A 12,942-nucleotide genomic window follows, 5' to 3' on the forward strand; every position below is an offset into this window, starting at 1 on the left:
GCCTCACCTGAGAACTGTGATCCCTTTGTGAACTTGTGGCCCTGGTGACCCGATTTTTCATTGGTTTTGCACGGTTCTTGATCACGTTCCGGTCACGCCGTGCTCCTCTCGCCCGCTTACGGCAGGCTCGCTTTCGTCAGGCACGTGAAGTAATCCGTCCACGTCGAACAGGGCATGTCCCCTGCCAGGAGCAGCGTGACCCAAGTAACAGTCTTGTTACGGGTCATACCGGGCAATGGACAGGGACTCTGTTAAGGAGGTCTACTAACAAACATGGCGACGGCGACAGAACGCAGCGGTACCGGGCGAGGGCTCGGGGCACGGCTGCGCGCGACGTCCAAGGTGCTCCCCGAGCACGCCAGGGCGCACAACAGGTCCCTGGTGCTGCAGCACCTCTTCCACGAGGGGCCCACCTCCCGGGCCGACCTCGCACGAGCCACCTCGCTCACCCGCGTCACGATCTCCGACCTGGTCTCGGTGCTCATCACCGAGGGCCTGGTCGAGGAGCTCGGCACGCGGCCCGGCCAGCGCGTGGGCAAGCCCGCGATCCTGGTGGGCCTGCGCACGGACGCCTACCAGATCGTGGCGGTCGACCTCACGGAGCACGGCCACATGCGCGGCGCCGTGCTCAGCCTCACCGGCGAGATCATGGTGCGCCGTCAGCTCGACATCGACGGGCGCACGGGCGACGAGCTGGTCGATCTGCTCACCCGGTTCGTCCGGCGGCTCGTCGCGGCGGCCAGCCACCCGGTGATCGGCGTCGGCGTCGGCTCGCCCGGCATCATCGACCTGGACGGGCGCGTCGTCGAGGCTCCCAACCGCGGCTGGTACGACGTGCCGCTGGCGGCGATCCTGGGCGAGCGCCTGGGCCTGCCCGTGCACGTCGCGAACGACGCCAACACCGCGGCGCTCGGCGAGTTCACCTACGGCGGGGCGACCGGCAGCATGCTGGTGGTCACCCTGGGCGCGGGTGTCGGCGCGGGCGTGGTGGTCGACGGCGTGCGGGTGCACGGCCAGCACGACGCCGCCGGCGAGATCGGCCACGTCACCGTGGTCGACGACGGCGAGCCGTGCGCGTGCGGCCGCGTGGGCTGCCTCGAGACGGTGCTCTCCGTCCCGGCGCTGCGGCGCGCGGTCGCGGACAAGAGCCCAGAAGATTCCGACGCCGCCCTGGCGTCGGCCGGCCGGGTGCTGGGCGTGACCCTCGCCCCGGTCGTCAGCGCGCTCAACCTCACGGAGGTGCTGCTGAGCGGTCCGCGCGACCTGCTCGACGGCCCCCTGCGCGAGGCTGCGCTGGACACCATCCGACAGCGGACCATGCCGGCCATCAACACGGGCCTGCAGCTGCGGATGGCCGCACTCGACGAGGACGTGGTGCTGGCGGGTGCCGCCGTCCTCGTGCTTTCCGCCCAGCTGGGGGTCTCGTGAGCATCAGTGCGCACGCGTGGGCGGTGGGCATCCCATCGAGCTTTCCCTTTGTTCCGCGACACACGGTCGTATCCCGGGAGGAACCCACACGTGAACAAGAACCGTCTCGTCGGCGCTGCGGCGTCGGCGATCACCCTGACGCTCGCGCTCAGCGCCTGCGGTAACGCCGGCGGTGCTGCCGCCCCCGAGGAGACCGGCCCCGGAGAGGTCCGGGTCTGGCTCGTCGGTACCGACACGCCCCCGGAGGCGCGCGACTACCTCAAGAAGACCTTCGAGGAGGCGAACCCCGGCAGCACCCTCACGATCGAGGAGCAGGCCTGGGACGGCCTGGTCGACAAGTACACGACGGCGCTGGCCGGCTCGGACGCCCCCGACGTGGTCGAGATCGGCAACACGCAGGCCGCCGCGTTCACCTCGGCGGGCTACTTCCGCGAGATCACCGCGGACGAGTTCGAGAACCTGGGCGGCGCCGACCTGCTCCCGGGCTTCGTCGAGGCCGGCGACTGGGAGGGCAAGCACTACGCCCTGCCGTACTACTCGGGCTCGCGCGTGGTCTTCTACTCCGAGCAGGTCCTGGGCGACACCCCCGTGCCGACCACGCTGGACGAGTACGTCGAGACGGCCGTCGACCTGAAGACCGACGACCTGTCGGGCGTGTACTGGCCCGGTCAGGACTGGTACAACGCGCTGCCCTTCATCTGGGAGAACGGCGGCTACGTCGCCGAGCAGGCCGAGGACGGCACGTGGGACGCCGGCTTCTCCTCCGAGGGTGGTCTCGCCGGCCTGGAGCAGATCCAGACGATCATGACCAAGGGCAACAACGCCCCGTCCGACGCGCAGGAGACCGACCTGCAGGTGCCGTTCTGCGAGGGCAAGGTCGCCTTCCTGTCGGCACCGAGCTGGATCCAGTGGTCCATCAACGCGCCCGAGAAGCCCGAGGACCCGGACGGCGTGCCCGGCTGCGCCTCCACCTACGGCTCTGACCTCCAGGGCCTCGCCCTGCCGGGCAAGGACGGCGGCGCCGCGCAGGTGTTCGCCGGCGGCTCCAACATCGCCATCGCGCAGAAGTCGGCCCGCCCCGACCTCGCGATGAGCGCCTACGAGATCCTGCTCAGCGACGAGTACCAGTCGATCCTCGCGGGGATCGGCCTGTTCCCGGCCAAGACCTCGCTCTTCGAGAAGGTCGACCAGTCGACCTCGATCGGCAAGGCCGCCGCCGAGGCCGCCGCGAACGCCAAGCTCACGCCGGCCTCCCCGAAGTGGGCCGACGTCGAGTCCCAGAGCCTGCTGCAGACCGCCTTCTCGCGGATCGCCGCCGGCGATGACGTGAAGACGGTGGCCGAGAAGCTGGACGCGGACATCGAGGCGATCCTCAACAGCTGATCCCTGGTCAGCACGATTTCCCGTCCCGCCCGGTGACCTCAGGATCCCGGGCGGGACGGGACACCACTGCCCGTCTGACGCCTTCGGCCGCTCCTTCGCGGAGCGCGGCTGTCGTGCGCCTCGCAGGAAGACAGGACATGAGCTCCACACTTCTCGACCCACCGGTGGCGCCGTCCCACCAAGAGATCCGGCAGAAGAACCGGACCCCCTACCTGCCCTGGCTGATGCTCTCGGCCACGATGATCCTGCTCGGCGTGCTGACGGGATACCCCGTCGTCCGCCTCGTCGTGATGTCGTTCCAGGAGTACGAGCGCGCCCAGCTCATGGGCCTGCCCGCCGAGTGGGTCGGGTTCGACAACTACGCGACGATCCTCACCGACGTCGACGGCTTCTGGACCGTCCTGCTGCGCAGCTTCGTGCTCATGGTCGTCCTCGTGGTGATCACGATGGTGATCGGCATGCTCGTCGCCTTGTTGATGATGCGCGTCGGCAAGGCCCTGCGGCTCCTGGTGTCGGTGGGCCTGCTGCTGGCCTGGGCGATGCCGTCGCTGGCCGCGACCACCGTGTGGGGCTGGATCTTCGACACGCAGTACGGCGTAGTGAACAACCTGCTCACGGCGATCACCGGTGACCGGTGGTTCGGCTACTCCTGGCTGCTCAACCCGTTGTCGTTCTTCACGATCCTCACCTGCATCGTCGTGTGGGGCGCGGTGCCGTTCGTCGCGTTCACGCTGTACGCGGGCCTGACGCAGGTCCCGGAGGAGGTCATGGAGGCGGCGCAGCTCGACGGCGCGAGCGCGTTCCAGCGCTTCCGGCTCATCCAGGTGCCCTACGTGCGCAGCATCATCACGGTGCTCGTGGTCCTGTCGATGATCTGGGACCTGAAGCTGTTCACCCAGGTGTTCGTGCTGCAGGACATCGGCGGCGACCGCGAGCTGACCAACACCATCGGCGTCTACATCTACCAGATGGGCATGGCCCAGGGGCACTACGGCCTGGCGAGCGCCATCGGCGTCGTCTTCGTCGCCGTCATGCTGGCCATCGCCTATCCCTACGTGCGGCGCACGCTGCGGGAGGACGAGCAGTGATCAAGATCCGCAAGCGCCTGGCCGACACCGGGTACGGCGTCATCGCCGTGATCGTCTTCGCCCTGTCGGCGTTCCCCGTGTACTGGATGGTCAGTACGTCGTTCCTGCCGAACAACCGGATCCGCGGTGAGAACCTGGCGTTCTTCCCGACGCCGGACGTGTTCACCCTGGACAACTACCGCTCGGCGATGTTCGGCCAGGTGCGGGCCCCCTTCCCGCCGGCCGTGGCGAACTCCGTCGGTGTCACGTTCCTGACCCTCGTCATCACCCTGGTCGTGGGCTTCGTCGCGGCGCTGGCCCTCACCCGGTTCCAGTTCAAGGGCCGCCGGACGTTCATCGTGCTGATCCTCGTCGTCCAGATGATCCCGGGAGAGGCGATGATCATCTCGATGTTCCGGATCATCGACGGCTGGCAGCTCCTGAACACGATCATCGGCCTGACCATCGTCTACGCCGCCGGCGTGCTGCCGTTCACCGTCTGGACGCTGCGCGGATTCGTGAACGGTGTACCCAAGGAGCTGGAGGAGGCTGCGATGATCGACGGGTGCTCCCGGGTGGGCGCGTTCTGGCGGGTCACGTTCCCGCTGCTCGCACCCGGCCTGGTGGCCACCGGCGTGTTCGCCTTCATCCAGGCGTGGAACGAGTTCGTCATGGCGCTGGTGATCATGCAGCGGCCCGACTCGATGACCCTTCCGCTCTGGCTGCGGACGTTCGTGCAGGCCACGCAGGCCACCAACTGGGGTGCGGTGATGGCCGCGTCGGTGCTCATCGCCATCCCCGCGGTGATCTTCTTCCTGATCGTGCAGGGCCGGATGACCGGCGGGCTGGTCTCCGGCGCGGTGAAGGGCTGATGGGCGGTAGGCGGAAGTCCGGAAGCGGCAGTTCCACGGGTAGGTCGAGCAAGCGAAAGGTCGGGATGGGAAAGGTCGGCAAGCGGGAGGGTGGTGCCCGGTCGGTGACCGGGCGCGCGTCCGAGTACACGGTCGGCCTCGACATCGGCGGCACCAAGATCCTCGGTGCGCTCCTCGATCCGGCGGGCGAGGTGGTCGCCACGGTGCGCCGGTCCACGGTGCACGGCGCCGAGGGCCTGGTCGCCGGCGCGGCGCAGGCGGTGCGGGACGTGGTGGAGTCCGGCGGGGTGGAGCTCGCGTCGGTGGTCGGCGTCGGGCTGGGTATCCCCGGCATCGTGGACCACGTGTCCGGCACCGTGAAGCACGCGGTCAACCTGGGGGTGCACGACGACGAGCTGCCGCTCGCCGACCTGCTCTCCCTGGCCCTGGGCGGGGTGCCGGTGGTGGTCGAGAACGACCTCAACGTGGCCGCCGTCGGCGCCGCGCACGTGCTGGAGCGCTCGGAGGGCCAGGACGGCGGGGCGCCGGAGCACGAGGACCTCGCGTTCCTCGCGCTGGGCACAGGACTCGCGTCCGGCCTGGTGCTGGACGGCGAGCTGCGCCGGGGCGCGAGCGGCGCGGCCGGCGAGATCGGGCACATCCCGGTGGACCCGCTCGGACCGGAGTGCCCGTGCGGCCAGCGCGGCTGCCTGGAGCGGTTCGCGTCGGGCAAGGCGCTGGAGGCGGCCTGGCCGTCGCGGTACGGCAAGCCCGCCCCGGTGGAGCTGTTCGAGGCGGCACGCGCCGGCGACGAGGAGGCGATCGCGGTCAAGGACCGGTTCGCGTCCGCGACGGCGTCCGCCGTGCGTCTGCTGGTCCTGGCCACCGACGTGCGGCACGTCGTGCTCGGCGGCGGCGTGGCGCTGCTCGGCACCGAGCTGCTGGACGCGGTGCAGGACGCGCTGCGCGAGCAGGCCAAGGTGTCGTCGTTCCTCGGGTCGCTCAAGCTCGCGGACCGGGTCAGGCTGGCGCCGACGCACGTTCCGGTCGCGGCGGTGGGCGCCGCGGTGCTGGGGAGGAGGAACTGATGGAGGTCGTGATCGCGCCGGCGGCGGAGCTGGCGAGGCTGGCGGCGGACGCCGTGGAAGGTCTGCTGCGGGGCAACCCGGAGGCGGTGCTGGGGCTGGCCACGGGGTCGTCGCCGCTGGCGGTGTACGACGAGCTGGCCACCCGGCACAAGGAGGGGCTCTCGTTCGCGCGGGCCCGGGCCTTCATGCTCGACGAGTACGTCGGTCTGAGCGCCGACCACCCCGAGCGGTACCGCAACGTGATCGAGAAGGAGATCGCGTCACGGGTCGACTTCGTCCCTGGTGCGGTGCAGGGTCCCGACGGCCTCGCGGAGGACCTGCCCGCGGCGTGCGCCGCCTACGAGCAGGCGATCACGGATGCCGGGGGAGTGGACCTGCAGATCCTGGGGATCGGCACGGACGGGCACATCGCGTTCAACGAGCCGGGTTCCTCGCTCGCCTCCCGCACCCGGATCAAGACCCTGACGAAGCAGACCCGGGAGGACAACGCCCGGTTCTTCGGCGGGTCGGTCGACCTGGTGCCGCGGCACTGCCTGACGCAGGGGCTGGCCACGATCATGGCGGCGCGGCACCTGGTGCTGCTGGCCACGGGGCGGGCCAAGGCCGAGGCGGTGCACCAGCTCGTGGAAGGCCCGGTCTCGGCGATGTGGCCCGCGACGATCATGCAGCTGCACCCGCACGCGACCGTGCTGGTCGACGACGCGGCGGCCTCCCGCCTGCAGCTCGGCGACTACTACCGGCAGACCTACGCGGACAAGCCCGACTGGCAGGGCCTGTAGCCACGTGCCGGACGCTCAGGGTGACCTGAGCGCCCGACACGTCAGAGGTAGTTGCCCGCGACCGGCGCGGGCTTCCACCGGCCGGACGTCGCCACGTCGGCGACCCGGCTGGTCGTGAGGCCGTCGGGGCCGTGCTCCAGGATGGAGCGGCGGGCCACCTCGCGCAGGTCGGCGCCCGTGGCCCCGTCCAGGTAGGACGCGACCAGGTCCACGTCGACGGGAGCGTCCGGCGGCAGGAAGAGCCGCAGGATCTCCGTGCGCCCCGCCTGGTCCGGCGGCGGCACCTCGATGATCGTGTCGAACCGCCCCGGGCGCTTCACGGCCGGGTCCAGCGCGTCCGGGTCGTTCGTGGTGGCGAGGGTCAGCACGTCGTCCGAGCTGCGGGTGCCGTCCAGGGCGTCGAGGAACTCGGCGAACGAGGTGTCGCCGCGCGAACCCTTGGAGGCGACCGAGTCGATCTCCTCCAGCACCACGAGGCACGGCCCGAGGCCGCGGATCTCCTCGTACAGCTCGGTCATCCACGTGCGCAGCACCTCGGCCGTGACCAGCACGACCGTGAGCGGACCGGCCAACTCCGTGGCGATGACCCGCGTGAGCTTCGTCTTGCCGACACCGGGCCGGCCGGCCAGCAGCAGGCCGCGCGAGGTGGTGTGGCCCAGGGCTCGCAGCGCCTCGCGGCGCGTGGTCACGCTGGAGCAGAACAGGTCCACCTCGCGCCACAGCTCGGCGGGCAGCACCACGTCGTCGCGCACCTGGACGGTGTGCCGGACCGGGGTCAGCTCGACGGTGCCGTTCCCGGACCGCGCCGACAGCACGCCGCCCCGGTAGGGGTGGTCCGCCTCCAGCGTGCGGGTGAGGTCCGCGAGCACGCGCTCGGCGAGCGCCAGCCCGCCCGGCGGCGTGAAGGCGGTGATCATGGGCGTCCCGTAGCGGTAGGCCACCTCGACGGCGACGGCCGTGTCGTAGGCGGACCCGGCCGGGAACAGCACCGTGGCGACGGCGGGCACGCTCACCGAGGTGCCGTCGCCGAGGTCGAGCGCCGCACGCTGCGGTGCCCCGCCGGGGCCGAACACGGCGACGTCGTCGGGGTGCCGGTCCACCCAGCGCTGGAGCGCGTAGGCGTGCAGCCGCTGCAGGGTGCGCGACATGTCGCGGGAGACGTTGACGAGCGTGCTCTCGTCGACGTCCCACCGGAGGGCCAGCCACTCGCTCGACGAGCGGGGCTCCTTGGGGCGCTCCGGGACGGGGCGGCCGAGCATCGCCGCGACGGCGGCGACGGCGCGACGGGCGGCCTCGTCGTGGTCACCGAAGTCGGGCCAGACGGGTTCGGGCGCGCCGCGGGGGATCGCGTAGGTCTCGGGCAGGGTGAGGCTCCTCTCAGGGCGGGGATGTGACATGCGGACAGTTATATCCGTCGTCACCGACACGACCGCAAGGAATTCCGCGCACGGTTGTCCGGAACGGTGGTCGCGGGGGCGTGCCGACGGCGTCGGTGTCGGTGGTCCCGCGTAGACTTGTCGGTATGACCGAACCACTCTCCAACCCGCAGGACGAGCCCGTGACACAGGGCGGTACGAGCGTCCTCGAGCGCGAGGAGACCCGGGAGGAGACGGAGCCGGGAGACCACGAGCGTTTTGCGCACTATGTGCGCAAGGAGAAGATCATGCAGTCCGCCATGAGCGGCAAGCCCGTGATCGCGCTCTGTGGCAAGGTCTGGGTCCCGGGTCGTGATCCGGGCAAGTTCCCGGTGTGTCCCCGGTGCAAGGAGATCTACGACGGTCTCCGCGATCCGCAGGACGGCGGCGAGGGCGACTCCACCAAGTGACGAGCCAGCCGCAGCAGCTGCCCCACACACCGTCGTCTGCGGCCGCTTCGTCGCTCAGCCCTGCCTTTCCACGCCGTGCCCCCTGGGGTACGGCGTCGAGTCTGCGCGCCTGGCAGGCGGAGGCCCTGGAGCAGTACCGCGTGACGAACCCGCGGGACTTCCTGGCCGTCGCCACCCCGGGCGCGGGCAAGACGACGTTCGCGCTCCGTATCGCCACCGAGCTCCTCGAGCAGGGCATCGTCCGGCGGGTCACCGTCGTGGCCCCCACCGAGCACCTGAAGACCCAGTGGGCCGACGCCGCCGCGCGCGTCGGCATCCGCATCGACCCGGCCTTCAAGAACTCGCAGGGCCGGCACGGCTCGCACTACGACGGCGTCGCGCTCACCTACGCGCAGGTGGCGGCCAAGCCGGCTCTGCACCGTGCCCGCACGGAGGCGGCGCGCACCCTCGTGATCCTCGACGAGGTGCACCACGGCGGTGACGCCCTCAGCTGGGGTGACGCCGTCCGCGAGGCGTTCGAGGGCGCCGAGCGCCGCCTGGCGCTCACCGGCACCCCGTTCCGCAGCGACACGTCCGCCATCCCGTTCGTCCAGTACGAGGCCGACCGCGAGGGCATCCGCCGCTCCAAGGCCGACTACACGTACGGCTACGGCGAGGCGCTGCGCGACCACGTCGTCCGGCCCGTGCTCTTCCTGTCCTACGCCGGCGACATGCGCTGGCGCACCAAGATGGGCGACGAGGTCAGCGCCCGCCTCGGCGAGGCCATGACCAAGGACATGACCGGGCAGGCGTGGCGCACCGCGCTGGACCCCGAGGGGCAGTGGATCCCGTCGGTGCTCGCGGCGGCGGACAAGCGCCTCACCGAGGTGCGCCGCACGGTGCCCGACGCCGGGGGCCTGGTCATCGCGACCGACCAGGACAACGCGCGCGCCTACGCCACGCACCTCCAGGAGATCACCGGCAAGCGCCCCGTCGTGGTCCTCTCGGACGACGAGGGTGCCTCCGGGCGCATCGAGGAGTACGCACAGGGCGAGGACCGCTGGATGGTGGCGGTGCGCATGGTGTCGGAGGGCGTGGACGTGCCACGCCTCGCCGTCGGCGTGTATGCCACCAGCGCCTCGACACCGCTGTTCTTCGCCCAGGCGATCGGCCGGTTCGTGCGCGCCCGCAAGCGCGGCGAGACGGCGTCGATCTTCCTGCCGAGCGTCGCGCCCCTGCTGAACCTGGCGAACTCGATGGAGCAGGAGCGCGACCACGCGCTCGACCGGCCGCGCACGGCCGAGGAGCAGGGCATCGAGTACGACCCGGAGGCCGCGCTGATCGCGGAGGCCAACAAGGAGGAGAAGGCGTCGAGCGAGCTGCTGGGCTCGTTCCAGGCGCTGGAGGCCCAGGCCTCGTTCGACCGCGTCCTGTTCGACGGCGGCGAGTTCGGCACGAGTGCCGACCTCGGCTCCGCGGAGGAGCAGGACTTCCTCGGCCTGCCCGGGCTCCTGGAGCCCGACCAGGTGGCGACGCTGCTGCGACAGCGCCAGGCCGACCACCTCAAGGCGCGCGGCGGTGCCCCCACCGCGCGCGAGGTGGAGAACGAACGGTCCGAGCAGGAGCACCGTCGCGCGGGCGAGCTGCGCAAGGAGCTGTCCAAGCTCGTCTCCGCGTGGGCCAAGCGCAGCGGGCAGCCGCACGGCGTGGTCCACACCGAGCTGCGCCGCAAGTGCGGCGGGCCCGAGGTACCCCTGGCGACCGCCGACCAGCTCGAGGCACGCGTGGCCCAGGTCCGGCGCTGGTTCGTCGGTCAGAAGTAGGACGGGAGCGAGAAGATCCGCATGGTGAGACAAGAGGCCGTCCTGGCCGTATTCGCCCGGCCCAGGCCAGTTCTCTGGCCTACCGTGAGTGCATGACCGACGAGCTTCGGAGCATCGGCGCTCCGCTCACAGACTCGTGGCCTGCGCTCGACAACGGTGTCGGTGAACCGCGGCCGCTTCCCGCAGCACCCCTTCCGGCGGTCCGCCCGTCGGTCGCCCTGCTGACCGACCGCTACGAGCTCACCATGCTCCAGGCGGCGCTCGCCGACGGCACCGCCCACCGGCACTGCGTGTTCGAGGTGTTCACGCGGCGCCTGCCCGCGGGCCGGCGCTACGGCGTCCTGGCGGGCACCGGTCGTGTCCTGGAAGCGCTGCCACACTTCGTCTTCGAGGACGCCGAGCTGGCCTACCTCGAGCAGAACGGCGTGGTGGACCGCCGGACGCTCGACTACCTCGCGAACTACCGTTTCACCGGGACCATCCAGGGTTACGTCGAGGGCGAGGTGTTCTTCCCCGGCTCGCCCGTGCTGCAGGTCGAGGGGTCGTTCGCCGAGGCCGTGCTGCTGGAGACCCTGATCCTGTCGATCCTGAACTACGACTCGGCGGTGGCTTCGGCGGCCTCCCGCATGACGAGCGCGGCCGGGAGCCGGCCCGTCCTGGAGATGGGTTCCCGCCGGGCGAGCGAGCAGGCCGCCGTGGCGGCGGCCCGGGCCGCCGTCATCGGTGGTTTCGCCGGCACGTCCAACCTCGAGGCCGGGATGAGGTACGGGCTCGACACCATCGGTACGGCGGCGCACGCCTTCACGCTGCTGCACGACAACGAGCGGGAGGCCTTCGCGTCGCAGGTCGCCTCGCTGGGCCCGGGCACCACGCTGCTGGTCGACACCTACGACGTGAAGCAGGGCGTGGCGACCGCCGTCGAGGTGGCGGGGACCGGGCTGGGCGCGGTGCGGCTCGACTCGGGCGACCTCGGGGGACTGGCGGGGGAGGTCCGCCGTCAGCTCGACTCGCTCGGCGCGCGGGACACCAAGATCGTGGTCACCTCCGACCTCGACGAGTACGCGATCGCGTCGCTGGCCGCGGCCCCGGTGGACGTGTACGGCGTCGGGACGTCTCTGGTGACGGGGTCGGGTGCGCCGACCTGCGGCATGGTCTACAAGCTGGTGGCACGCGCCGACGCGTCGGGCGTGCTGCAGCCGGTGGCCAAGGCGTCGGCCAACAAGGCGTCGGTGGGTGGGCGCAAGGCCGCAGCGCGGCGCTACGGCCGCGACGGGTACGCCGTCGAGGAGATCATGGTGACCGGTCCGGACACCGCGGTGGCGGAGTGGACGCCCCAGAGCGACGACCTCCGGCCGCTGCTCGCCCCGCTGGTCGTGGACGGCGCCGTCGACTCGCGCTGGGTGGGTCCGTACGGCGTCGCGAACGCGGCGATCAACCACGGCATGGTGCGCGCCGAGCTGCCGCGCGGCGCCCGCCGGCTGTCCAAGGGCGACCCGGCGATCCCGACCGTGGACCTCCGGCTCGACGACCTTCGCGACTGAGGTCACAGCCCGGCGACAACTTGGTGGGAATCTCTGACAGGGGTGTCCAGTCCAGGGACGAAACAGCCTAGAGTGAGACCTGTGACAACTTCCCCGCTGCCGCTGCTCGTGCCCCTGGGGTCAGCCGGGACGGCCGTCGAGGAGGACACCGAGGAGGCGCTCGCCTCCGGGATCGCCGACCCGTGGGTGACGATCGTCTGGAACGACCCGGTGAACCTCATGTCCTACGTGACGTACGTGTTCGAGAGCTACTTCGGGTACCCACGCGCCAAGGCGGAGCGGCTCATGACGCAGGTGCACAAGAACGGTCGCGCAGTCGTGTCCAGTGGTGGGCGCGAGCGCATGGAGGTGGATGTGCAAGCGATGCACGGGTACGGGTTGTGGGCGACGCTGCAGGAGTCGGGCGCGCGGGGAGCCGCATGACACCGTTCCGCGCCATGCGGCGGGGTTACGAGGCTCGGTTCGAACCGGTGGAGCGCGTCGTCCTCGCCAAGGTGGCCCGTGACGTCTCCGCGATGCTTCGCGAGGAGGCGGGCCTGGACCTGTTCGCCGACGGCGACGACCCGGGGCCGTCGTCCCACCACGCGCCGGGCAAGGGGCAGGCCTGGGCCAACGGCCTCCTCGCGCCGGACGAGCTGACCGACGCCGACCTGGCCCGGCTCACGGGGGTGACCGGCGTGGGGCGCGTGCCCACGGACCCCGCGGCGCAGCGGCTCCTGCCGGACGCGAGCAAGGACGACGCGGACATCGCCGACGAGTTCCGCCGGCTCACGCAGAACGACGTGGCCCAGGCCAAGGTGGACCGGCTCGAGGCGTTCGCTGCGCTGCTCGACCTGCCGTCGGGCGAGGACGCCCCCGAGCCGCTGGGCCGGCACGGCGCGCCGCCGCCGGTGCGCGTGCCGCGCGAGGACGCCGAGCAGTTCGCCGGGGCGCTCACGGACGTGCGGCTGGTGATCGCCGAGCGGCTCGGCCTGAAGACCGACGACCAGGTCATGCAGCTCACCGACGAGATCATGTGGGACCGGCAGGCCGGCCGCGAGATCCCCGTGGCCACCGACGGGCGGGCCGCCCGCCGGTTCTGGTCCGGGGTGTTCGTCGCGGCGGGCTATGCCCAGGAGACCCTCATGGACGTGATGCTCGCGGAGCTGCGCGGACGGCGGCCGCTGGCCTAGCGGCCG

At 71.3% G+C, this 12,942-nt stretch carries 12 protein-coding genes; 11 read left to right on the forward strand and 1 reads right to left on the reverse strand.

Going from position 1 to position 12,942, the window contains the following annotated elements:
* Window positions 1-273 precede the first annotated feature (273 nt).
* The 6 genes from QRN56_RS10290 to nagB all read left to right on the forward strand — a co-directional run bounded on the left by QRN56_RS10290 (window position 274) and on the right by nagB (window position 6,596).
* The gene (locus QRN56_RS10290; protein ID WP_285102897.1) at window positions 274-1,428 is read left to right on the forward strand and encodes an ROK family transcriptional regulator; all 1,155 of its coding nucleotides are present in this window, start codon (window positions 274-276) and stop codon (window positions 1,426-1,428) included.
* 90 nt (window positions 1,429-1,518) lie between these two features.
* Entirely contained in the window at window positions 1,519-2,811 is a 1,293-nt protein-coding gene (locus QRN56_RS10295; protein WP_285102898.1) for an extracellular solute-binding protein, read from the forward strand.
* A 137-nt stretch (window positions 2,812-2,948) separates the two neighbouring features.
* Entirely contained in the window at window positions 2,949-3,899 is a 951-nt protein-coding gene (locus tag QRN56_RS10300; protein ID WP_285102900.1) for a carbohydrate ABC transporter permease, read from the forward strand.
* Entirely contained in the window at window positions 3,896-4,750 is an 855-nt protein-coding gene (locus QRN56_RS10305) for a carbohydrate ABC transporter permease (RefSeq protein WP_285102902.1), read from the forward strand. The genes QRN56_RS10300 and QRN56_RS10305 overlap by 4 nt, the downstream gene beginning before the upstream one ends.
* 65 nt (window positions 4,751-4,815) lie before the next feature.
* Window positions 4,816-5,817 carry an ROK family protein gene (locus QRN56_RS10310; RefSeq protein WP_285102904.1) on the forward strand — a complete coding sequence of 334 codons (1,002 nt, stop codon included), beginning with the start codon at window positions 4,816-4,818 and terminating at the stop codon, window positions 5,815-5,817.
* Window positions 5,817-6,596 (forward strand): glucosamine-6-phosphate deaminase, encoded by a 780-nt coding sequence (gene nagB, locus QRN56_RS10315; RefSeq protein WP_285102905.1) that lies wholly within the window; start codon window positions 5,817-5,819, stop codon window positions 6,594-6,596. Before QRN56_RS10310 ends, nagB begins: the two co-directional genes overlap by 1 nt.
* A 41-nt stretch (window positions 6,597-6,637) precedes the next feature.
* Here the strand turns inward: nagB and QRN56_RS10320 are convergent, their stop codons facing one another.
* Entirely contained in the window at window positions 6,638-7,993 is a 1,356-nt protein-coding gene (locus QRN56_RS10320) for an AAA family ATPase (protein ID WP_285102907.1), read from the reverse strand.
* Window positions 7,994-8,118: 125 nt separating this feature from the next.
* Here QRN56_RS10320 and QRN56_RS10325 point away from each other — a divergent pair, with 125 nt between their 5' ends.
* The 5 genes from QRN56_RS10325 (at window position 8,119) to QRN56_RS10345 (ending at window position 12,936) form a co-directional block, all read left to right on the forward strand.
* Entirely contained in the window at window positions 8,119-8,421 is a 303-nt protein-coding gene (locus QRN56_RS10325) for a DUF3039 domain-containing protein (RefSeq protein ID WP_285102909.1), read from the forward strand.
* Window positions 8,418-10,223 carry a DEAD/DEAH box helicase gene (locus tag QRN56_RS10330; RefSeq protein WP_285102911.1) on the forward strand — a complete coding sequence of 602 codons (1,806 nt, stop codon included), beginning with the start codon at window positions 8,418-8,420 and terminating at the stop codon, window positions 10,221-10,223. The genes QRN56_RS10325 and QRN56_RS10330 overlap by 4 nt, the downstream gene beginning before the upstream one ends.
* 92 nt (window positions 10,224-10,315) lie before the next feature.
* On the forward strand, window positions 10,316-11,764 hold the full coding sequence (locus QRN56_RS10335; protein WP_285102913.1) for a nicotinate phosphoribosyltransferase: 1,449 nt from the start codon (window positions 10,316-10,318) through the stop codon (window positions 11,762-11,764).
* A gap of 114 nt (window positions 11,765-11,878) precedes the next feature.
* A complete protein-coding gene (gene clpS / locus QRN56_RS10340; RefSeq protein ID WP_502928786.1) occupies window positions 11,879-12,187 on the forward strand; it encodes an ATP-dependent Clp protease adapter ClpS in 309 nt (102 codons plus the stop codon).
* The gene (locus QRN56_RS10345; protein WP_285102914.1) at window positions 12,184-12,936 is read left to right on the forward strand and encodes a DUF2017 family protein; all 753 of its coding nucleotides are present in this window, start codon (window positions 12,184-12,186) and stop codon (window positions 12,934-12,936) included. The genes clpS and QRN56_RS10345 overlap by 4 nt, the downstream gene beginning before the upstream one ends.
* Window positions 12,937-12,942 lie beyond the last annotated feature (6 nt).

Origin of the sequence: Promicromonospora sp. MEB111, assembly GCF_030209445.1 — a bacterium.
Classification (GTDB): Bacteria; Actinomycetota; Actinomycetes; order Actinomycetales; family Cellulomonadaceae; genus Promicromonospora.

Coding starts and splice junctions, on each gene's coding strand:
- QRN56_RS10290 (WP_285102897.1), top strand. CDS start 274: ATGGCGACGGCGACAGAACGCAGCGGTACCGGGCGAGGGCTCGGGGCA.
- QRN56_RS10300 (WP_285102900.1), top strand. CDS start 2,949: ATGAGCTCCACACTTCTCGACCCACCGGTGGCGCCGTCCCACCAAGAG.
- QRN56_RS10310 (WP_285102904.1), top strand. CDS start 4,816: ATGGGAAAGGTCGGCAAGCGGGAGGGTGGTGCCCGGTCGGTGACCGGG.
- nagB (WP_285102905.1), top strand. CDS start 5,817: ATGGAGGTCGTGATCGCGCCGGCGGCGGAGCTGGCGAGGCTGGCGGCG.
- QRN56_RS10320 (WP_285102907.1), bottom strand. CDS start 7,993: ATGTCACATCCCCGCCCTGAGAGGAGCCTCACCCTGCCCGAGACCTAC.
- QRN56_RS10325 (WP_285102909.1), top strand. CDS start 8,119: ATGACCGAACCACTCTCCAACCCGCAGGACGAGCCCGTGACACAGGGC.
- QRN56_RS10335 (WP_285102913.1), top strand. CDS start 10,316: ATGACCGACGAGCTTCGGAGCATCGGCGCTCCGCTCACAGACTCGTGG.
- QRN56_RS10345 (WP_285102914.1), top strand. CDS start 12,184: ATGACACCGTTCCGCGCCATGCGGCGGGGTTACGAGGCTCGGTTCGAA.